Source organism: Pseudomonas sp. HN8-3, from assembly GCF_020790195.1.
Classification (GTDB): Bacteria; Pseudomonadota; Gammaproteobacteria; order Pseudomonadales; family Pseudomonadaceae; genus Aquipseudomonas; species Aquipseudomonas synxantha_A.
The window spans coordinates 104,375-126,720 of the sequence record NZ_CP086206.1 but is presented as its reverse complement, the minus strand read 5'-3'; the positions used below and the strand labels follow the sequence as shown (position 1 = coordinate 126,720).

Here is a 22,346-nt window from a genome sequence, read left to right as displayed (position 1 = left end):
CACTACTGCGCCAATCAGCATTCGGAGCGAGAGGCCTCGCTCCGATGCAAACAGGATCAGATCTTGAAGCTATCAACCAATTGCTTCAATCGACTGGCCTGCTGGGACAGTGCATCGCAGTCTTTGAGCGTCTCGTTGAGGTTAGCCACACCCTGCTGGTTCAACAGGTTGATCTGGTTGATGTCGACGTTGAGGGTTTCAACGACAGCGGTCTGCTCTTCGGTGGCAGCTGCAACCGACTGGTTCATTCCATCAATCTCAACGATACGCTGCGTCACGCTGATCAGGCGCTCACCCGCCTGGTTGGCCACTTCAACGCTTTCTTCGCTGGAAGTCTGGCTGGCATTCATGGTGGTCACTGCTTCACGCGAGCCCACCTGCAACGAAGTGATCATCTTGTGGATCTCCTCTGCCGACTCTTGGGTACGGTGTGCCAGGTTGCGCACTTCATCTGCCACTACGGCGAACCCACGCCCGGCTTCGCCAGCACGGGCGGCTTCAATTGCCGCATTGAGGGCGAGCAAGTTGGTCTGCTGGGAAATGCCTTTGATCACATCCAGAATATGCCCGATGTTGTCGGTACTGGCGTTAAGGGTTTCGATCTGAGTGCAGGACAGACTGATCTTCTGCGACAGCTCCGACATCGCCAGGATGGTTTGCTCAACCACTTTGCGGCCATCGTCAGCCTGTTCGCTGGCACCGCTGGCGTGCTGCGAAGCATCTGCTGCATTGCGGGCGATTTCCTGGGTGGCAGCGCCCAGTTCGTTGATGGCCGCAGCTACGCTGTTGGTACGCGCACTCTGTTCGTCGGAACCGATGATCGAAGCATTGGACGATGCCATTACGCGCTGGGACAAATCATGCACCTGACGCGTTGCCGAAGACACCTCGGAAATCGAGGCGTGGATGCGTTCGACGAATTGATTGAATGCACTGCCGACTTCGCCGAATTCGTCTTTGCTGGTCACTGCGAGTCGTCGGGTCAAATCGCCTTCGCCTTGGGCGATGTCCTGCATGGCGACGCCCATGGTGGTCAACGGACGCAGCAACACTTGAATCAACAGGCTCAAGAGCACCGCAATGGCCACAACGGCGATCAACATTGCAATCAAAGCCGAGGTACGGAACTTGCCCAGCGGGGCGTAGGCTTTTTCTTTATCAATGGATAGACCGATGTACCAGTCGGCGCCGGGCAAACCGCTGATAGGCGTGAACGAAAGAATACGATCCTGGCCATTGAGAACAACGTCCTGGTTAAGCTTCTCGATACGTACGTTGGTGCCAGGGTAGATGTCCTTGAGATTTTTCATCACCTGGTCCTGGTCAGGACTCACGATGACCTGACCATCACCACTGACCAGAAACGCATGGCCAATGCCGCCGAAGTCAACCGAGTTGATGATCTTCACCAGAGTTTGCAGGCTAAGGTCACCCCCAACAACACCCAACAGTTCGCCGTTCTTTTTCACCGGCATGGCAATTGTCACGATCTGACCGCCTACAGCCGCCATATAAGGCGGGGTAAGCATTGTTTTGTCCGCTACCACCGCCTGCTTGTACCAAGGGCGCTGACGAGGGTCGTAGTCCTCAGGCATCTTCGCGTCAGGGCGTTGTGTGAATACCCCATTGGTTTGGCCCACGTAGGTGAACTGGAAGTTGGAGGTAAACGCTGGCTGATCCACCAACCCAGGAAGATCGACGGCACTGCCTTGATGGGCAACGTTCTGCGCCAGGTTCTCGAGGACCAGGATGCGACCACTGAGCCAGTTCTGCACACTGCTGGCGGTAAGCTCGCCGGATTGCTGGATAGACGAGGCCAGGTTTTGCCTGATCGTGCTGCGTTGCAGGTAGTCGTTGTACAGGGTGAATAACGCGAAGGCTAAAACCACGACGCCTGACGCGGCCAACAGAATTTTATGACTGAACTTGAGATTCATTTCATCGACTTCTTTTTGCCAAAGGGGGGTGAGCGTGCCGAGTGGAACATTCCATGTAACGGGATAGGCGGACTCTGCGGTCGCTCTATTTCGGTGCACGCATGGCTCGTCAGGCTTTCGGCCAAACATCGGCAAAGCTTAGAAATTTGTGTGAAGCATCTTCTTTTTGCGTAGGAAACCGACAGGCGGTAGGTGAAGGCGGGAGGGTGTGACATAGAGCCTTAAACGACAAAACCCCTGTCTGCGTTAGCAGACAGGGGTTTCGGAATTCAATCTTGACGATGACCTACTCTCACATGGGGAAACCCCACACTACCATCGGCGATGCATCGTTTCACTGCTGAGTTCGGGATGGGATCAGGTGGTTCCAATGCTCTATGGTCGTCAAGAAATTCTGTGTACCAGACCGTTGCGTTGGCAACGTGCCGGTGAAATTCATGAGCTTCTACATAAACAAAACCCCTGTTTGCGTTAGCAAACAGGGGTTTCGGAATTTAATCTTGACGATGACCTACTCTCACATGGGGAAACCCCACACTACCATCGGCGATGCATCGTTTCACTGCTGAGTTCGGGATGGGATCAGGTGGTTCCAATGCTCTATGGTCGTCAAGAAATTCGGGTACTGAGTCGCGACCAGTTGGTCTCGCTTCAGCAAATTGGGTATGTGATAGGTTTCGGTGTTTTGTGAGCGTCGAACTTTCGGTTCATTGCGTCTTCACACACCGCAATCTGGTCTCTTTCGCTTTTCAGCTCAGAGCATGCAAATTGCTTGGGTGTTATATGGTCAAGCCTCACGGGCAATTAGTATTGGTTAGCTCAACGCCTCACAGCGCTTACACACCCAACCTATCAACGTCGTAGTCTTCGACGGCCCTTCAGGGAACTCAAGGTTCCAGTGAGATCTCATCTTGAGGCTAGTTTCCCGCTTAGATGCTTTCAGCGGTTATCTATTCCGAACATAGCTACCCGGCAATGCCACTGGCGTGACAACCGGAACACCAGAGGTTCGTCCACTCCGGTCCTCTCGTACTAGGAGCAGCCCCTCTCAAATCTCAAACGTCCACGGCAGATAGGGACCGAACTGTCTCACGACGTTCTAAACCCAGCTCGCGTACCACTTTAAATGGCGAACAGCCATACCCTTGGGACCGGCTTCAGCCCCAGGATGTGATGAGCCGACATCGAGGTGCCAAACACCGCCGTCGATATGAACTCTTGGGCGGTATCAGCCTGTTATCCCCGGAGTACCTTTTATCCGTTGAGCGATGGCCCTTCCATACAGAACCACCGGATCACTAAGACCTACTTTCGTACCTGCTCGACGTGTCTGTCTCGCAGTCAAGCGCGCTTTTGCCTTTATACTCTACGACCGATTTCCGACCGGTCTGAGCGCACCTTCGTACTCCTCCGTTACTCTTTAGGAGGAGACCGCCCCAGTCAAACTACCCACCATACACTGTCCTCGATCCGGATAACGGACCTGAGTTAGAACCTCAAAGTTGCCAGGGTGGTATTTCAAGGTTGGCTCCACGCAGACTGGCGTCCACGCTTCAAAGCCTCCCACCTATCCTACACAAGCAAATTCAAAGTCCAGTGCAAAGCTATAGTAAAGGTTCACGGGGTCTTTCCGTCTAGCCGCGGATACACTGCATCTTCACAGCGATTTCAATTTCACTGAGTCTCGGGTGGAGACAGCGCCGCCATCGTTACGCCATTCGTGCAGGTCGGAACTTACCCGACAAGGAATTTCGCTACCTTAGGACCGTTATAGTTACGGCCGCCGTTTACCGGGGCTTCGATCAAGAGCTTCGCGTTAGCTAACCCCATCAATTAACCTTCCGGCACCGGGCAGGCGTCACACCCTATACGTCCACTTTCGTGTTTGCAGAGTGCTGTGTTTTTAATAAACAGTCGCAGCGGCCTGGTATCTTCGACCGGCATGAGCTTACGGAGCAAGTCCTTCACCCTCACCGGCGCACCTTCTCCCGAAGTTACGGTGCCATTTTGCCTAGTTCCTTCACCCGAGTTCTCTCAAGCGCCTTGGTATTCTCTACCCAACCACCTGTGTCGGTTTGGGGTACGGTTCCTGGTTACCTGAAGCTTAGAAGCTTTTCTTGGAAGCATGGCATCAACCACTTCGTTAACTAAAAGTTAACTCGTCATCAGCTCTCGGCCTTAGAATCCCGGATTTACCTAAGATTCCAGCCTACCACCTTAAACTTGGACAACCAACGCCAAGCTGGCCTAGCCTTCTCCGTCCCTCCATCGCAATAACCAGAAGTACAGGAATATTAACCTGTTTTCCATCGACTACGCTTTTCAGCCTCGCCTTAGGGACCGACTAACCCTGCGTCGATTAACGTTGCGCAGGAAACCTTGGTCTTTCGGCGTGGGTGTTTTTCACACCCATTGTCGTTACTCATGTCAGCATTCGCACTTCTGATACCTCCAGCAAGCTTCTCAACTCACCTTCACAGGCTTACAGAACGCTCCTCTACCGCATCACTTACGTGATACCCGTAGCTTCGGTGTATGGTTTGAGCCCCGTTACATCTTCCGCGCAGGCCGACTCGACTAGTGAGCTATTACGCTTTCTTTAAAGGGTGGCTGCTTCTAAGCCAACCTCCTAGCTGTCTAAGCCTTCCCACATCGTTTCCCACTTAACCATAACTTTGGGACCTTAGCTGACGGTCTGGGTTGTTTCCCTTTTCACGACGGACGTTAGCACCCGCCGTGTGTCTCCCATGCTCGGCACTTGTAGGTATTCGGAGTTTGCATCGGTTTGGTAAGTCGGGATGACCCCCTAGCCGAAACAGTGCTCTACCCCCTACAGTGATACATGAGGCGCTACCTAAATAGCTTTCGAGGAGAACCAGCTATCTCCGAGCTTGATTAGCCTTTCACTCCGATCCACAGGTCATCCGCTAACTTTTCAACGGTAGTCGGTTCGGTCCTCCAGTTAGTGTTACCCAACCTTCAACCTGCCCATGGATAGATCGCCCGGTTTCGGGTCTATTCCCAGCGACTAGACGCCCTATTAAGACTCGCTTTCGCTACGCCTCCCCTATTCGGTTAAGCTCGCCACTGAAAATAAGTCGCTGACCCATTATACAAAAGGTACGCAGTCACCCAACAAAGTGGGCTCCCACTGCTTGTACGCATACGGTTTCAGGATCTATTTCACTCCCCTCTCCGGGGTTCTTTTCGCCTTTCCCTCACGGTACTAGTTCACTATCGGTCAGTCAGTAGTATTTAGCCTTGGAGGATGGTCCCCCCATATTCAGACAAAGTTTCTCGTGCTCCGTCCTACTCGATTTCATGACTAAGAGATTTTCGCGTACAGGGCTATCACCCACTATGGCCGCACTTTCCAGAGCGTTCCGCTAATCTCAAAGCCACTTAAGGGCTAGTCCCCGTTCGCTCGCCACTACTAAGGGAATCTCGGTTGATTTCTTTTCCTCAGGGTACTTAGATGTTTCAGTTCCCCTGGTTCGCCTCTTGCACCTATGTATTCAGTACAAGATAACCATCTTATGATGGCTGGGTTCCCCCATTCAGACATCTCCGGATCAAAGTCTGTTTGCCGACTCCCCGAAGCTTTTCGCAGGCTACCACGTCTTTCATCGCCTCTGACTGCCAAGGCATCCACCGTATGCGCTTCTTCACTTGACCATATAACCCCAAGCAATCTGGTTATACTATGAAGACAACATTCGCCGAAAATTCGAATTTCTCGATTAAGAGAACTCACAAATTTTACCTTAGCCTGATCCGTTACCAGTGAAAGTAACGTTCAGTCTATCTTTCTATCACATACCCAAATTTTTAAAGAACGAACTAGTCAAAGACTAGAAATCAACATTCACCATCACAACGATGGAATGCTCATTTCTAAGCTTTATACAAACAGAAGCAGTAGTGGTGGAGCCAAACGGGATCGAACCGTTGACCTCCTGCGTGCAAGGCAGGCGCTCTCCCAGCTGAGCTATGGCCCCGTATTTCTACAGGCGTTTCCCACACAAAATTGGTGGGTCTGGGCAGATTCGAACTGCCGACCTCACCCTTATCAGGGGTGCGCTCTAACCAACTGAGCTACAGACCCAATTTCGGGCTGCTTCTTTTCGTCTTCTTCAATGAATCAAGCAATTCGTGTGGGAACTTATGGAGCAGCTGATGTCGTCGATTAAGGAGGTGATCCAGCCGCAGGTTCCCCTACGGCTACCTTGTTACGACTTCACCCCAGTCATGAATCACACCGTGGTAACCGTCCTCCCGAAGGTTAGACTAGCTACTTCTGGTGCAACCCACTCCCATGGTGTGACGGGCGGTGTGTACAAGGCCCGGGAACGTATTCACCGCGACATTCTGATTCGCGATTACTAGCGATTCCGACTTCACGCAGTCGAGTTGCAGACTGCGATCCGGACTACGATCGGTTTTATGGGATTAGCTCCACCTCGCGGCTTGGCAACCCTCTGTACCGACCATTGTAGCACGTGTGTAGCCCAGGCCGTAAGGGCCATGATGACTTGACGTCATCCCCACCTTCCTCCGGTTTGTCACCGGCAGTCTCCTTAGAGTGCCCACCATTACGTGCTGGTAACTAAGGACAAGGGTTGCGCTCGTTACGGGACTTAACCCAACATCTCACGACACGAGCTGACGACAGCCATGCAGCACCTGTCTCAATGCTCCCGAAGGCACCAATCCATCTCTGGAAAGTTCATTGGATGTCAAGGCCTGGTAAGGTTCTTCGCGTTGCTTCGAATTAAACCACATGCTCCACCGCTTGTGCGGGCCCCCGTCAATTCATTTGAGTTTTAACCTTGCGGCCGTACTCCCCAGGCGGTCAACTTAATGCGTTAGCTGCGCCACTAAAAGCTCAAGGCTTCCAACGGCTAGTTGACATCGTTTACGGCGTGGACTACCAGGGTATCTAATCCTGTTTGCTCCCCACGCTTTCGCACCTCAGTGTCAGTATTAGTCCAGGTGGTCGCCTTCGCCACTGGTGTTCCTTCCTATATCTACGCATTTCACCGCTACACAGGAAATTCCACCACCCTCTACCATACTCTAGTCAGTCAGTTTTGAATGCAGTTCCCAGGTTGAGCCCGGGGATTTCACATCCAACTTAACAAACCACCTACGCGCGCTTTACGCCCAGTAATTCCGATTAACGCTTGCACCCTCTGTATTACCGCGGCTGCTGGCACAGAGTTAGCCGGTGCTTATTCTGTCGGTAACGTCAAAATTGCAGAGTATTAATCTACAACCCTTCCTCCCAACTTAAAGTGCTTTACAATCCGAAGACCTTCTTCACACACGCGGCATGGCTGGATCAGGCTTTCGCCCATTGTCCAATATTCCCCACTGCTGCCTCCCGTAGGAGTCTGGACCGTGTCTCAGTTCCAGTGTGACTGATCATCCTCTCAGACCAGTTACGGATCGTCGCCTTGGTGAGCCATTACCCCACCAACTAGCTAATCCGACCTAGGCTCATCTGATAGCGCAAGGCCCGAAGGTCCCCTGCTTTCTCCCGTAGGACGTATGCGGTATTAGCGTCCGTTTCCGAACGTTATCCCCCACTACCAGGCAGATTCCTAGGCATTACTCACCCGTCCGCCGCTCTCAAGAGAAGCAAGCTTCTCTCTACCGCTCGACTTGCATGTGTTAGGCCTGCCGCCAGCGTTCAATCTGAGCCATGATCAAACTCTTCAGTTCAAACATCTTTGGGTTTTTAAGAAACCCTAAACTTGGCTCAGCAATCGTTGGTTACATCTTTGATTTCTCGCGGAGTAACTTGTGATGCTGATAATCTTGTTGACTATCAGTCTGACTCCACAAGCACCCACACGAATTGCTTGATTCAGTTGTTAAAGAGCGGTTGGTTAAGATCTTTCGTCTCAACCGAGGCGCGCATTCTACAGCAGCCTCATTTGCTGTCAAGTGATTATTTTCAGAAGCTTTCGAAGATTTCTTCAACAACTTCAACCACTTGCGCTTCCGATCTCTCGTCAGCGGGAGGCGAATTCTACAGCGTTACACGCTGCTGTCAACACCTCTTTTTCAACTTCCTTTTGGCTTCGATGAACTGAAGCAACCTGCTGCCGAAAACTACGTAACTCATTGTTTACCAAGGAGTTTTCCGTTTCGACTGCGCCGGAAGTGGGGCGAATTATAGGCTTCCAGAATCTGCCGTCAACTCTTAATTCTGCTTTTCTATCAATTAGTTAGAATTGATTAAAAAACCACCACCACTTATAGGAACGCCATGAGTGCCCTCTATATAGAAGGAATCATTCAGACGATGCCCGCCTCCTTCAACGCAGCCACATTAGCTGCCCCTAACCCCAAAATCCCCTGCAGCACCTGAAGCGTGTGCTCCCCCAGGAGAGGTGGTGCATTTCGATATTCCACTGGCGTCTTGGACAAGCGTATCGGGCTGGCAACCTGAGGCACCATCCCCGCCAGCGCATGGGGAAGCTCCATCGCCAGGCCGCGCGCCTGGACCTGAGGATCGGAGAAAACTTGCGCCAGATCATTGATCGGTCCACACGGCACGCCCACTCGCTCCAATTGCGACACCCACTCAGCCGTTGTCTTGAAGACAGTCGCCTGGCGGATCAACGGAATCAGCGCAGCACGGTTGGCCACTCGCGCCTGGTTAGTGGCGAAACGCGGGTCATCCCCCCATTGCGGCTGCCCAGCAACTTCAGCGAACTTGCGGAACTGGCCGTCATTACCCACCGTCAGGATGAAATCACCATCAGCCGTAGGAAAGTCCTGATACGGCACGATGTTCGGATGCGCATTGCCCAGGCGTTTTGGCGAGACTCCGGTGGTCAGGTAATTCATCGCCTGATTAGCCAGGCAAGCCACCTGCACATCCAGCAGCGCCATATCGATATGTTGCCCACCGCCATCATGATCGCGGTGAGCCAACGCTGCCAGGATCGCGACGGTCGAATAGAGTCCCGTGAGAATATCGGTCAATGCCACACCGACTTTCACCGGCCCTGCGCCCTCATCACCTTCAGGCCGGCCGGTCAGGCTCATCAACCCACCCAGCCCTTGAATCATGAAGTCGTAGCCGGCACGCGCGGCATAAGGCCCCGTCTGCCCAAAGCCCGTGATCGAGCAGTAGATCAACTCAGGATTTATCTCCTTGAGCGACTCGTAATCCAGCCCATAAGCCGCCAGACCACCCACTTTGAAGTTCTCGATCAGGATGTCTGACTTGGCCGCCAGATCACGCACCAGTTTCTGCCCTTCAGGCTTAGTGAAGTCGATGGTCACCGATTCTTTATTTCGGTTGGCGGACAGATAGTACGCCGCCTCACTGGTATTTTCGCCGTATGCGTCCTTGAGGAAGGGCGGCCCCCAGGCGCGCGTGTCATCACCGCTGCCTGGCCTTTCGACCTTGATCACCTCGGCCCCAAGGTCCGCAAGAATCTGCCCGGACCAAGGGCCCGCCAGTACACGCGATAAATCCAGTACCCGCAGGTGGGAAAGCGCGCCCATGTCCGTGCTCCTATTAATAGAACGCCTGAAGACCGGTCTGTGCGCGCCCAAGAATCAAGGCATGCACGTCGTGGGTTCCCTCATAGGTATTGACCACTTCGAGGTTGACCAGGTGGCGCGCCACCCCGAATTCGTCGGAGATGCCGTTGCCGCCCAACATATCGCGGGCCATGCGGGCGATGTCCAGGGACTTGCCACACGAGTTACGCTTCATGATCGATGTAATCTCGACCGCTGCGGTCCCCTCGTCTTTCATCCGCCCCAGACGCAGGCAACCTTGCAGAGCCAAGGTGATCTCGGTCTGCATATCGGCCAGCTTCTTCTGGATCAACTGCGTTGCAGCCAATGGCCGACCAAACTGCTTACGATCCAGGGTGTACTGGCGCGCGGTATGCCAGCAGAACTCAGCAGCCCCCAACGCCCCCCAGGAGATACCGTAGCGCGCCGAATTCAGGCAAGTAAAAGGCCCCTTCAAGCCACGCACATCCGGAAAAATGTTCTCGTCCGGCACAAACACGTTATCCATGACAATTTCGCCGGTAATGGACGCTCGCAAGCCGACCTTGCCGTGAATCGCCGGGGCGCTAAGGCCCTTCCAACCTTTTTCCAGGACGAAACCACGGATATCGCCTGCATCATCTTTGCCCCACACCACAAACACGTCGGCTATCGGGCTGTTGGTGATCCACATCTTCGCGCCGGTCAGGCTGTAGCCGCCATCTACCTTTCGCGCACGGGTAATCATCGCGCCCGGATCAGAACCATGGTTGGGTTCGGTGAGCCCGAAACAGCCAATCCATTCGCCGGACGCCAATTTCGGCAGGTATTTTTGTTTTTGCGCCTCGGTGCCGAACTCATTGATCGGCACCATGACCAGTGACGACTGAACACTCATCATCGAACGATAGCCGGAGTCGACACGCTCCACCTCACGCGCAATCAGCCCGTAGCTGACGTAGTTCAAGCCGCTGCCACCGTACTGCTCGGGAATCATCGCCCCCAGCAAACCGGTTTCTCCCATCTCACGGAAAATAGCGGGATCAGTCTTTTCATGACGGAAGGCTTCGAGCACGCGAGGGGCCAGCTTGTCCTGAGCAAACTGCTCGGCACTGTCACGCACCATGCGCTCCTCTTCGGTGAGCTGTTGATCCAGCAGCAGTGGATCGATCCAGTTGAAGCTTGCCTTGCCAGCCATGAATAAGTCCTCGCGGATAAAAACTGAAGTCGTGATTCAGACTAGGCCGGCCACGCGCAGAGGGCAAACGAGGTTTCTGCATAGGGTTGTGCTAATTTCTCACTCCGTAATACTCGAAAAGCCCATAAATGCGCCTTATCTGTGAGGGCAACGTACATGCGCAGAAAAATACCTAGCACCACCGCGCTTATCAGCTTCGAAGCGGCAGCCCGTCACGAAAGCTTCACCAAGGCGGCACAGGAGCTTTCCATCACCCAAGGCGCCATCTGTCGACAGATCGCCAGCCTTGAGGAGTTTTTAAGTGTCGAACTGTTTCGCCGCTCGCGTCGCGGGGTGAAGCTGACAGAGGCAGGGCTCTCTTACAGCCGCAGAGTTGCTACACAGCTGGACGCCGTAGAGCGCGACACCCTCTCGGTCATGGGTCAGCAGGGCACCAACGCCATCGAGTTGGCGGTGGTACCGACCTTCGGCACGCAATGGCTGATTCCACGCCTCAAGGACTTTCAGGACCGGCACCCGGAGGTGACCGTGAATCTGACCAATCGGACACGCCCGTTCCTGTTCGCCGACACCGCGTTCGACGCCGCGATCTACTTCGGCGATGCCGATTGGTCCGGCACAGAGTCACACCGGCTGATGGGAGAAAACCCTGTCCCGGTGTGCAGTCCACACTTACTTGGAGGCCGCGCGCACTTAACTCCTCAAGAGATCGCCGAATTACCGCTGCTACAGCAGACAACACGCCCCTATGCCTGGCGTCAGTGGTTCAACGCGCAACAGCTGAGTCTGCCTCGCGACATGACAGGCCCTCGATACGAGCTATTCTCGATGTTGTCCCAAGCGGCTATGCATGACATGGGCATCGCACTGATACCACCCTTCCTCATCCAGCGCGAGCTGAAGGAGCAGCGACTGGTGATTGCGAGCACCGAAACGCTAAGCAGCGAAAAGGCGTACTACCTCATGATTCCCGATAAAAAAGTCGAATCGGCCTCCCTACACGCATTCAAGGACTGGCTGATTGAACAATCAAAGCGCTATAACCCCGGCATTTAAAGGATAAAGCTGCCTTGTTGACCCTGTAGTCAGGTTAATTTGAATCCTACAGATATACGTATATGTCGCATTTAGACAGTCTGTACCGGTTGAGCAAAAACAAGGCTCAAAGCCATGATCTACATGGCTTGTAGCGACTAATACCAGCCTATAAGCGACCATTCACATCGGCGATTGGAAAACATCGAATAAATACCCTTGACCCTTTAAAGACTTGTATTTAAAGAGGTTATTCAAGGCGGTTGCGACAATCAGTCACAGGGTGACTTGTAGTTAATTTTTCGTCACCCGTCATAATCTCTTGAAGGCCGTAAAGTTCGCCTGCAAAATGCCGCGCCCCGCTGTCATTTCAGCGGGATCGTGCTGATCGGTCGCCCCAGTTGCGCCACTCGCGGTGCACTGGCCTTTTTACAAAAAGATCAAAAGCAAAAAGATCATGCAGGAGATTTGACGTGCACATTGGTGTTCCTCTCGAAACCCAGACCGGTGAAACGCGGGTGGCTGCCACCCCGGAAACCATCAAGAAGCTGATCGGCCAGGGCCATAAGGTCACTGTACAAAGCGGTGCAGGCATCAACGCCAGCATCGTCGACAGTGCTTATGAAACGGCAGGCGCAACCATTGGCAGTGCCAGCGATGCGTTCGGCGCCGAGCTGATCCTCAAGGTGGTTGCCCCCAGCGACAGCGAACTGGCGCTGATCAAAAGCGGCACCGTATTGGTGGGCATGCTCAATCCGTTCAGCAACGAAACCATCGCCAAGCTTGCCGAATGCGGCATCACCGCCTTCGCCCTCGAAGCCGCGCCACGCACTTCACGGGCCCAAAGCCTCGACGTGCTGTCTTCGCAAGCCAATATCGCCGGTTACAAGGCTGTGTTGCTGGCCGCTCATCACTACCCGCGCTTCATGCCGATGCTGATGACCGCCGCCGGCACTGTGAAAGCTGCGCGCGTGTTGATCCTCGGCGCCGGTGTCGCGGGCCTGCAAGCTATCGCCACGGCAAAACGCCTGGGCGCGGTCATCGAAGCGTCCGACGTCCGTCCGGCGGTAAAAGAGCAAATCGAATCCCTGGGCGCCAAGTTCGTCGACGTGCCCTACGAAACCGATGAAGAGCGTGAATGCGCCGTCGGTGTCGGCGGCTACGCGCGCCCGATGCCCACCAGCTGGATGCAGCGCCAGGCCCTGGCCGTGCACGAACGCGCGAAGCAGGCCGACATCGTCATCACCACCGCACTGATTCCAGGCCGCAAGGCACCTACCCTGCTTAGCGCCGATACCGTCGCGCAGATGAAACCCGGCTCGGTGGTCATCGACCTCGCCGCAGCTCAGGGCGGCAACTGCCCGTTGACCGTCGCTGACCAAGTCGTGGTGGAAAACGGTGTGATCATCTGCGGCCCGACCAACCTGGCAGGCGCTGTCGCCGCAGATGCCTCGGCCTTGTACGCGCGCAACCTGCTGGACTTCCTGAAGCTGGTCTTCACCAAGGAAGGGCAGTTTGAAATCAACCTCGAAGACGACATCGTCGCCGCGTGCCTGATGTGCCGCGACGGCCAAGTCATCCGCAAAAACGCCTAAGCAGGGATTCAGACGATGGAAGAGCTTATCTCCCCCGGTATCTACAACCTGATCATCTTTGTGCTGGCGATTTATGTCGGTTACCACGTGGTCTGGAACGTTACCCCCGCGCTGCATACGCCATTAATGGCAGTGACAAACGCGATTTCCGCGATCGTGATTGTGGGCGCCATGCTGGCCGCCGCCCTCACCGTGACGCCGTTGGGCAAGACGATGGGCACCCTGGCGGTAGCTTTGGCTGCGGTTAACGTGTTCGGCGGTTTCCTGGTTACGCGTAGGATGCTTGAGATGTTCAAGAAGAAAGCGCCCAAAGCTGTGAAAGAAGAGGTGCAGAAGTAATGAGCATGAATCTGGTGACGACGCTCTACCTGATCGCGTCGATCTGCTTCATCCAGGCCCTCAAAGGCCTGTCGCACCCCACCACCTCCCGACGCGGCAACCTGTTCGGCATGCTCGGCATGGCACTGGCGGTGCTGACCACCGTAGGCCTGATCTATAAGCTCGGCGCGGAGCTGGCCACCGCCGGTATCGGCTACGTCATCGTCGGCCTGCTGGTCGGCGGCACGGCCGGCTCGATCATGGCCAAACGCGTAGAGATGACCAAGATGCCGGAGCTGGTGGCGTTCATGCATAGCATGATCGGCCTGGCAGCGGTGTTTATCGCGATTGCAGCGGTCGTCGAGCCGCAATCCTTGGGTATCGTCAAACACTTGGGCGATTCGATCCCGGCCGGTAACCGCCTGGAGCTGTTCCTCGGTGCCGCCATCGGTGCTATTACCTTCTCCGGCTCGGTGATCGCATTCGGTAAGCTGTCGGGTAAGTACAAGTTCCGCCTGTTCCAAGGCGCACCGGTACAGTTTGGTGGGCAACACAAGCTGAACCTTGTGCTCGGCTTGGCAACCCTGGGCCTGGGCCTGGCGTTCATGTTCACCGGCAACCTCACTGCGTTCGCGCTGATGCTGGCCCTGGCCTTCGTGCTGGGCGTGCTGATCATCATCCCGATCGGCGGCGCCGACATGCCGGTAGTGGTATCGATGCTCAACAGTTATTCCGGCTGGGCAGCGGCGGGCATTGGTTTCTCGCTGAACAACTCGATGCTGATCATCGCCGGCTCCCTGGTCGGCTCCAGCGGCGCGATCCTGTCTTACATCATGTGCAAGGCGATGAACCGCTCCTTCTTTAATGTACTGCTGGGCGGTTTCGGCAATACGCCAGACGCCGGTGCAGCAGCTGGCTCGAAAGAAGCTCGGCCGGTGAAGTCCGGCTCGGCCGACGACGCTACCTTCCTGCTGACCAACGCCGACACGGTCATCATCGTGCCGGGCTATGGCTTGGCTGTCGCACGGGCACAACACGCGCTTAAAGAGCTGACCGAGAAGCTCACCCATCGCGGCGTCACCGTGAAGTACGCGATCCACCCGGTGGCGGGCCGTATGCCTGGGCATATGAACGTGCTGCTGGCCGAGGCCGAAGTGCCTTACGACCAGGTGTTCGAGATGGAAGACATCAACTCTGAGTTCGGCCAGGCTGACGTGGTGCTGGTGTTGGGCGCCAACGATGTGGTCAACCCGGCGGCCAAGAACGATCCGAACTCACCGATTGCCGGTATGCCGATCCTCGAGGCGTTCAAGGCCAAGACCATCATCGTCAACAAGCGCTCGATGGCCAGCGGCTATGCAGGCCTGGATAACGAGTTGTTCTACCTGGACAAGACCATGATGGTCTTCGGTGATGCCAAGAAGGTCATCGAAGATATGGTCAAAGCCGTCGAATAACACTGCGCCAGCGCAATACCCGAAACCCTGGCCTCACGTAGGCTGGGGTTTTTTATTAGCGGATGAAACCCGACCAAAGGCTCTAAATCGCCACCTGGCATTCGACCATGGTAGCGGGCCGAAACTTTTTGAAATCACTACACTGCCCACCTTGCTTCCGTAGCCTGAGATAACAATTCATGTACCGTGATCGTATCCGCTTGCCTTCGTTGTTGAACAAGGTCATGAGCGCGGCAGACGCCGCTGCACTGATCGAGGACGGCATGACCGTCGGCATGAGCGGCTTCACCCGCGCCGGTGAAGCCAAGGCCGTCCCCCACGCCCTGGCCGAACGCGCCAAGACTTCGCCCCTCAAAATCACCCTGATGACCGGCGCCAGCCTGGGCAACGACCTGGACAAGCAACTGACTGAAGCTGGCGTACTGTCGCGACGCATGCCGTTTCAAGTCGACAGCACGCTACGCAAAGCGATCAATGCTGGCGAGGTGATGTTTATTGACCAGCACCTATCGGAAACCGTCGAGCAACTGCGCAACAACCAGCTCAAGTTGCCGGACATTGCGGTAATCGAAGCGGTCGCCATCACTGAACAAGGGCACATCGTGCCCACCACGTCCGTAGGCAACTCAGCCAGCTTCGCAATTTTTGCCAAGCACGTGATCGTCGAGATCAACCTCGCGCACAATCCGAACCTGGAAGGGCTGCATGACATCTATATCCCGACCTACCGGCCGACGCGCACGCCTATCCCGCTGGTGAAGGTCGACGACCGCATTGGCAGCACTGCGATTCCGATCCCGCCAGAGAAAATCGTCGCTATCGTGGTCACTAACCAGGCCGACTCTGCCTCAACCGTGACGCCGCCTGACGGTGACACTCAAGGCATCGCCAACCACCTGATCAACTTCCTCAAGCAGGAAGTTGATGCCGGACGCATGACCAACAAACTCGGCCCGCTGCAAGCCGGGATCGGCAACATTGCCAACGCGGTGATGTGTGGCTTGATCGATTCGCCCTTCGAAGATCTGACGATGTACTCGGAAGTGCTGCAGGATTCGACCTTCGACCTGATCGACGCCGGTAAGCTGAGCTTCGCATCCGGCAGCTCGATTACCTTGTCGGAGCGCCGCAATGCCGACGTTTTCGGCAACCTGGAGCACTACAAAGACAAGCTGGTACTGCGCCCACAGGAAATCTCCAACCATCCTGAAGTGGTGCGCCGCCTGGGCATCATCGGTATCAACACCGCGCTGGAGTTCGATATCTACGGCAACGTCAACTCCACCCACGTCTGCGGCACGCGGATGATGAATGGCATTGGCGGCTCCGGGGACTTCGCGCGCAACGCGCACCTGGCAATCTTTGTCACCAAATCGATTGCCAAGGGGGGCGCGATTTCCAGCGTGGTGCCGATGGTCAGCCATGTGGACCACACCGAACATGACGTGGACATCCTCGTCACCGAAGTGGGCTTGGCCGATCTGCGCGGCCTGGCACCGCGGGAGCGTGCGCGGGTGATCATCGACAACTGTGTGCATCCGGCCTACCGCGACGCGCTCAATACTTACTTCGAAGCCGCCTGCGCCATCGGTGGGCACACGCCGCATATCCTGCGCCAGGCACTGAGTTGGCACATCAACCTGGAAGAAACCGGGCATATGCTCAAGGCTTGATGAATACAGATCCGAGCTGATGCAACTACAGTTTCATCAGCTCGGCAGCCTAGCCAGTGTCTATGCAAAAAACTGTACTACTGTACCGCTCATTTCCTACTTAAATATCCCACAACTCATCTTGAAAACACCCATTTCGCACCTTTTGGGTGCGCACAGGTACAGTTGCCCCATTTCCGTACCGTACAGCCGTATTAAACAGTTAACTGGCCCCTCACAATACAGGTGAACTGTATCTAGAGAGTCTTGCGCCGGAGGAGGATCATTGGCATCAGTTAAACCACTACCTAATCCCGCCACAAGCGGAAGGATGTCATCATGGAACGTACACTCAGTTCCGAACTGTTCTTCGAAGAGAAAGCTGTAAACACTAACGCTTCCCTGCCTTTGCGCGTTCTCGCCAACCTGATGTTGTGGCAGCGCCGCATCTCCAGCCGCCACCAATTGGCTCGCCTGGATTCGCGTCTGCTGGCTGACGCCGGTATCAGCGAAGCTCAACGCTACGAAGAGCTGAGCAAGCCGTTCTGGCGCTAAGCAGCGCCCGCTGGCCCTGACCCACCGGGTCCACCGCCAGCACTCTGATTTGTTAAAGCAAAGCCCGCCCCGGGTAACCGGAGGCGGGCTTTGTTGTTTCTGCGAAAGGGCATTGAATCGGTAGGATTTCCACCTACAGGTACAGTTTTAATAAAATTATTATTAACCAGTACAGTTAAATTACAGGCTTCCTGTTGCACCGGTCCAAGCCTAATATCCACTCACCACGTGGCGAACCCTGTAGAGCGAGCGTCTGATGCTCAACAGTCCCAGTCCGTCTCACTGTGGCCGCGTCGCGCCACCTTATTTCGTCTACAGGAGTTACCCCATGTCCCGCCTTCGCCTGCTGTGCACCGCCGCTGTGCTGACCCTGGCCGCCAACGCTAACGCGAGCAGCTTCATCATGACCACCGACTCGATCGTTGGCGCCCTGAAAGCCACTTCCGACGCCACCTCCGATGCGACCTCCTCCCTGCGCGACAATAAGGTCGTACAGGCCGCCCGTGATGACGCAGCCAGCTTCGTCGCCAGCGAAGGCGCTATCCGTGGCGTGAAACTGGAAAGCGCCCTGGCCCACATCCGCCAGCAAGCGCCGCAACTGGCCATCGCTACCGATGCACAGCTGGCACAGGCAATCCTGGCGATCTGATCTGCGGCAACAGACGGGAGCGCCTGCCGCTCCCGAATGCCTCGGCGCTGGCCCTCGCCTGGTCATTGCGCTAGCCTTGGCGCTCGTTTTCAGTTGTCGAGTCCCATGGCTTTTTCATACCGCCTGTTGATTGTTCCCGTACTGTTTTGCGCCTGCTGGTCACCCTTGGCTTTGGCCATGGATGTGTCCACCCAGAGCACCGTTGTCAGCGTGTATGCCACCGGCAAGGTGACCTCTGCGCCGTTCGACAACAAGTTGGTGATGGCCGCTCAGGATGATGCTGCCGCTTTCATTGCCACTGACGGCCAATGGCGGGGCGCACGCCTGGAGTCCGCGCTGGATTATCTGCGCCACAGTCGGCCAAAACTTCATGCGAGCGACCTTGAACTGGCGCAAGCAATTCTCGTCCAATAGTTATCTTTGTATTTCGGAGTCACTCGATGCGTAGCCCGTTGATCGTCGCCGCCCTCGGCCTGCTGTTTTTGGTCGATGTCGCCCAGGCGCAAACCTTGAAAGCCACCAGCAACATCATCGTGCGTGCGTCGGCGCGCACCATTGATTTCACCTCAGACACCACCACGTCCATCCGCGACTCCAAAATCGTGCGCGAAGCCCACGACGACGCCGCCAGCTTCGTAGCCACGAATGGAGAGATCCGTGGTGCCCAGCTTGAAGCTGCGTTCGATACCCTTCGCACCCGCGTGCCAGAAGCCCGTGATGCCAGCGACCAGACCCTCGCCGAAGCTATCCTCGCTCTGTGAGGCGCATCAAAACCTGGCTCCTGGCCGGGGTTGTGCTGTTGTGTGCAAGTACAGCCCAGGCCAGCCTGCAACTGCGGCTCAAAACCGATGGTTTGAGCCCGGCCGAACAGCAGGCCAGCCAGGCATTGCTCGATGAAGCGCTGCGCGCCTTGCCGCCACGTTTTGTCGAGCAATTGGATCGGCGGATTGATGTCGGCTGGACCGACAAGATGCCTGAAAATGCCTATGGCCAGGCGTCCCTGGTGTCCGAGCTGGACCTTAATCAAAACCTGCTCGCCAGCCTGACCGACGGCAGCGCCGCCACCCTCAAAACCAATCGCCCCCACGGCACCGTGCGCCAGGAATTGCTCGCCACGGTGCTGCATGAACTGACCCACATCTATGACCGCGCACGCCTGTGGCCCAAAGACGAGCGCGCACTGATCCAGCGTTGCAGTCGCCAGAACAACATTACCGGCTTGATCGGCCTGCCCGATCAATGCCGTGGCCAGAACGACCGGCGCTTCACTCTCAGTGATGATCCCCGCCTGCTGGACCTCGCCGGCTGGCCACAATATGTCGGCCGCCGCGGCGAGCGTGAACAGCATAACAATCAGGTGGTGCGCAGCCCGGACATCTACGAAACCACCAGCCCGTTGGAGTTCGTGGCGGTCAACATGGAGTACTTCCTCCTCGACCCCAGCTACGCCTGCCGACGCCCCGCGCTGTTCCGCTATTACAAGGAACATTTCGGCTGGGCGCCGCCCGAACAGCAACCCTGTGCCAAGACATACCCGTTCCTGAACGCCGGCAATGACTTCGCCAAGACGCCACTGGGGCAAATAGACCCGGAGCGGGTGTATGAAATCGACTACCTGCTCGCCGAAGCCAACCAGAATCTGGTGAGCCGCTGGGGCCATAGCATGCTGCGGCTGGTGATCTGCGCGCCAGGTCGCCCGCGTGGCCCTGACTGTCGGCTGGATCTGGACCGCCACCTGGTGCTGTCCTACCGCGCCTTCGTCGGTGACGTACAGCTGTCGAGCTGGGATGGCCTGGTGGGCAAGTACCCGTCGCGATTGTTCGTATTGCCGCTGGCCCAGGTCATCGATGAATACACCAAGACCGAATTACGAGGCCTGGCGTCGGTACCGCTGAAGCTCAACCGCCAGGAAATCAACGACACCGTCGAGCATGCGGCTGAAATGCACTGGAGCTATGACGGCAACTATTTCTTTATCTCCAACAACTGTGCGGTTGAAAGCCTGAAACTGTTACGCAGTGGCAGTGCCAACCCGCAACTGACCGGCCTGGACAACATCACCCCCAACGGTTTGCTGCAAGTGCTCAGCGCACGTGGCCTGGCCGATACCAGCGTATTGAATGACAAGCGTGAGGCGTTGCGCCTGGGGTACCACTTCGACTCATTCCGCGAACGCTACCAGGCGATGTTCGATGTACTGCGCAAGCGCCTGCCGATCAAGCAGACCCAGGTCGAAGACTGGCTGGCCCTGGATGCGCAAGCGCGCCGCCAGTGGTTCAGCCAGGCCGACCTGCGTACCAGCGCTGCATTGTTGTTGCTTGAACAAGCCAGCTATCGCAAGCAACTGATGCTCGCTCAGGACGAAGTCAAACAGCGCTATCTCAATGCCCGCGAGCTGAAAAATGGCGGCATGGAGAAAGCCAACAACACGCTGCAACAGATCCTCGCCAACAGTGGCTTTCTCAGTCGTCCGGCCGAGTTGCTCGACAGTGGCGGCTATGGCCTACCGCAACCTTCGGAAGCCAAGCGCCTGGAGTCGGAGAGCGCCGAACGTCAGAAGCAGTTGCAATCATTGACCGGCGAGCTGGATAAAGAGGTGAGGGCGCTGCTCGATCCGGCCCGCGCTGCCGAGATTGCGGCCTGTGAGGCCAACCTCAAGCAGTTGGGTGAGCATCTGCGTGCGCTGCATAAAGCGGCCGGCGGCCTCGAACTGCCCTAAAAACATAGCGGTACACAATCAAATTGTGGGAGGGGGCTTGCTCCCGATAGCGGTGTATCAGTCACTGGAAATATTGACTGAACTCCAGCTATCGGGAGCAAGCCCCCTCCCACATTTTTATCTGCATGAGCCTTAAAACCGTGTGTCACCAGTTTCTCCAGCGAAAGCTGGCTGAAAGCTTACCCGTCTAGGATCGCCCCAACTGCCGGCAACAGACCGGCTGTAAACAACAACAATGGTGATTCCCGATGTCCGCTCGTACCTGCCTGTTCGCACCCACTCCACCCGTACGCCTCGTGCCTTTCGTTCTGCGCTGACCCTCACCCGGTTCGCCATTCCCTAGCCGCGCTACGCCTGGAGTATTCCTATGCTGACTTTCCTTGGCTTTGCCATGGTCATCACGTTCATGTTCCTGATCATGACCAAGCGCCTGTCTGCGCTGATCGCCTTGATCATCGTGCCCATCCTGTTTGCACTGTTCGGCGGTTTCGCGCCGAAGATCGGCCCAATGATGCTCGAAGGCATCACCAAGCTCGCGCCAACTGGCGTGATGCTGATGTTCGCCATCCTCTACTTTGCCTTGATGATCGACTCCGGCCTGTTCGACCCGGCCGTGCGCAAGATCCTCAAGATGGTCAAGGGCGACCCGCTGAAAGTCTCGGTCGGCACTGCCGTGCTGGCTTTGGTGGTATCCCTGGACGGTGATGGCGCCACCACCTACATGATCTGCGTCGCCGCCATGCTGCCGCTGTACCAGCGCATAGGCATGAGCCCGCGGATCATGGCCGGTCTGATCATTCTCGCCGGCGGTGTAATGAACATGACACCCTGGGGTGGCCCGACGGCTCGTGCGGCCAGTGCGTTGCATGTTGATCCGTCCGACATCTTCGTACCGATGATTCCGGCCATGGCCGCTGGCGTCGTGGCGATCCTGGTAATTGCCTACATGTACGGCAAGCGTGAGCGCGCACGCCTGGGTGAACTGCACCTGCAGGGCGACGAGATCGACCACAGCGAAATCAGCGTGTCGCAATTCCCCGACGCCCGCCGCCCGAAACTGATCTGGTTCAACGGCGCCCTCACCCTGGCCCTGATGTGCACCCTGATTGCCGGCCTGTTGCCGCTGCCGGTGCTGTTTATGGTGGCGTTCAGTATCGCGATGATCGTCAACTACCCGTGCCTGCAACAGCAGAAAGACCGCGTCGCGGCCCACGCCGGCAGCGTCTTGGCGGTCGTCGGATTGATCTTCGCCGCCGGGATCTTCACAGGCATCCTGTCGGGCACCGGCATGGTCGACGCCATGTCAAAAAGCCTGCTGGCGGTCATCCCGGAAGCCATGGGCCCGTACCTGGCAGTGATCACTGCGCTGGTGAGCATGCCGTTCACCTTCTTCATGTCCAACGATGCGTTCTATTACGGCGTACTGCCAGTATTGGCCGAAGCGGCCAGTCACTACGGCATCACCGCGGTAGAAATGGCCCGTGCGTCGATCGTCGGGCAACCCGTGCACCTGCTCAGCCCGCTGGTACCTTCGACTTACTTGCTGGTGGCGCTGGCGGGTATTGAGTTCGGCGACCACCAACGCTTCACCTTGAAGTGGGCAGTGCTGGTATGCCTGTGCATAATGTTCGCCGCATTGCTGATGGGGATTTTTCCGCTGTTCAGCACTCTATAATCGTACTGACTCACCGCGCGGCGCTACAGCTTGCG

Annotated in this window: 14 protein-coding genes, 2 tRNA genes and 4 rRNA genes; 11 read left to right on the top strand and 9 right to left on the bottom strand. The window is 56.2% G+C overall.

The features are described 5' to 3' along the window. Window positions 1-56: 56 nt before the first annotated feature. The 9 genes from LJX92_RS00600 to LJX92_RS00560 form a co-directional block, all read right to left on the bottom strand. Window positions 57-1,937, bottom strand: coding sequence for a methyl-accepting chemotaxis protein (locus LJX92_RS00600; RefSeq protein ID WP_078819959.1), 1,881 nt, complete (start codon window positions 1,935-1,937; stop codon window positions 57-59). Between the two features lie 273 nt (window positions 1,938-2,210). Further along, a 5S ribosomal RNA gene (gene rrf, locus LJX92_RS00595) occupies window positions 2,211-2,326 on the bottom strand. Window positions 2,327-2,435: 109 nt separating this feature from the next. Further along, window positions 2,436-2,551: ribosomal RNA gene (gene rrf / locus LJX92_RS00590) — 5S ribosomal RNA — on the bottom strand. A gap of 169 nt (window positions 2,552-2,720) precedes the next feature. After that, window positions 2,721-5,612: ribosomal RNA gene (locus tag LJX92_RS00585) — 23S ribosomal RNA — on the bottom strand. Between the two features lie 247 nt (window positions 5,613-5,859). Beyond that, window positions 5,860-5,935 (bottom strand) — tRNA-Ala (locus LJX92_RS00580). 30 nt (window positions 5,936-5,965) lie between these two features. Continuing rightward, window positions 5,966-6,042: transfer RNA gene (locus tag LJX92_RS00575), tRNA-Ile, on the bottom strand. Window positions 6,043-6,124: 82 nt separating this feature from the next. Beyond that, window positions 6,125-7,661: ribosomal RNA gene (locus LJX92_RS00570) — 16S ribosomal RNA — on the bottom strand. Together the 16S, 23S and 5S rRNA genes with 2 tRNA genes alongside form the textbook arrangement of a ribosomal RNA operon. A 579-nt stretch (window positions 7,662-8,240) precedes the next feature. Further along, complete coding sequence (locus tag LJX92_RS00565) at window positions 8,241-9,461, bottom strand: CaiB/BaiF CoA transferase family protein (protein ID WP_032878530.1); 1,221 nt, start codon at window positions 9,459-9,461, stop codon at window positions 8,241-8,243. Between the two features lie 13 nt (window positions 9,462-9,474). Then, on the bottom strand, window positions 9,475-10,656 hold the full coding sequence (locus LJX92_RS00560; RefSeq protein ID WP_228309174.1) for an acyl-CoA dehydrogenase: 1,182 nt from the start codon (window positions 10,654-10,656) through the stop codon (window positions 9,475-9,477). A gap of 156 nt (window positions 10,657-10,812) precedes the next feature. On the opposite strand from LJX92_RS00560, the gene LJX92_RS00555 reads away from it, so the two are divergent. The 11 genes from LJX92_RS00555 (at window position 10,813) to LJX92_RS00505 (ending at window position 22,311) form a co-directional block, all read left to right on the top strand. Beyond that, window positions 10,813-11,712, top strand: a complete 900-nt coding sequence (locus tag LJX92_RS00555; protein ID WP_005783510.1) for a LysR family transcriptional regulator — start codon at window positions 10,813-10,815, stop codon at window positions 11,710-11,712. 452 nt (window positions 11,713-12,164) lie between these two features. Beyond that, complete coding sequence (locus LJX92_RS00550) at window positions 12,165-13,286, top strand: Re/Si-specific NAD(P)(+) transhydrogenase subunit alpha (protein WP_005783509.1); 1,122 nt, start codon at window positions 12,165-12,167, stop codon at window positions 13,284-13,286. Window positions 13,287-13,301: 15 nt separating this feature from the next. Then, window positions 13,302-13,625, top strand: coding sequence for an NAD(P) transhydrogenase subunit alpha (locus LJX92_RS00545; protein WP_005783507.1), 324 nt, complete (start codon window positions 13,302-13,304; stop codon window positions 13,623-13,625). After that, window positions 13,625-15,061: an NAD(P)(+) transhydrogenase (Re/Si-specific) subunit beta gene (locus LJX92_RS00540; RefSeq protein WP_005783504.1), complete on the top strand. Its 1,437-nt coding sequence runs from the start codon at window positions 13,625-13,627 to the stop codon at window positions 15,059-15,061. Before LJX92_RS00545 ends, LJX92_RS00540 begins: the two co-directional genes overlap by 1 nt. A gap of 179 nt (window positions 15,062-15,240) precedes the next feature. Then, on the top strand, window positions 15,241-16,734 hold the full coding sequence (locus LJX92_RS00535; RefSeq protein WP_032878531.1) for an acetyl-CoA hydrolase/transferase family protein: 1,494 nt from the start codon (window positions 15,241-15,243) through the stop codon (window positions 16,732-16,734). Window positions 16,735-17,052: 318 nt separating this feature from the next. Beyond that, window positions 17,053-17,268, top strand: a complete 216-nt coding sequence (locus LJX92_RS00530; RefSeq protein ID WP_005783500.1) for a DUF1127 domain-containing protein — start codon at window positions 17,053-17,055, stop codon at window positions 17,266-17,268. Between the two features lie 328 nt (window positions 17,269-17,596). Next, a complete protein-coding gene (locus LJX92_RS00525; RefSeq protein WP_032878532.1) occupies window positions 17,597-17,917 on the top strand; it encodes a DUF2388 domain-containing protein in 321 nt (106 codons plus the stop codon). 105 nt (window positions 17,918-18,022) lie between these two features. Next, window positions 18,023-18,331: a DUF2388 domain-containing protein gene (locus tag LJX92_RS00520; protein WP_032878533.1), complete on the top strand. Its 309-nt coding sequence runs from the start codon at window positions 18,023-18,025 to the stop codon at window positions 18,329-18,331. 26 nt (window positions 18,332-18,357) lie between these two features. Then, a complete protein-coding gene (locus LJX92_RS00515) occupies window positions 18,358-18,678 on the top strand; it encodes a DUF2388 domain-containing protein (protein ID WP_005783494.1) in 321 nt (106 codons plus the stop codon). Further along, entirely contained in the window at window positions 18,675-20,636 is a 1,962-nt protein-coding gene (locus tag LJX92_RS00510; protein ID WP_032878535.1) for a DUF4105 domain-containing protein, read from the top strand. Before LJX92_RS00515 ends, LJX92_RS00510 begins: the two co-directional genes overlap by 4 nt. Window positions 20,637-21,003: 367 nt before the next feature. After that, window positions 21,004-22,311, top strand: coding sequence for a CitMHS family transporter (locus LJX92_RS00505; protein ID WP_003187405.1), 1,308 nt, complete (start codon window positions 21,004-21,006; stop codon window positions 22,309-22,311). Window positions 22,312-22,346: the final 35 nt, after the last annotated feature.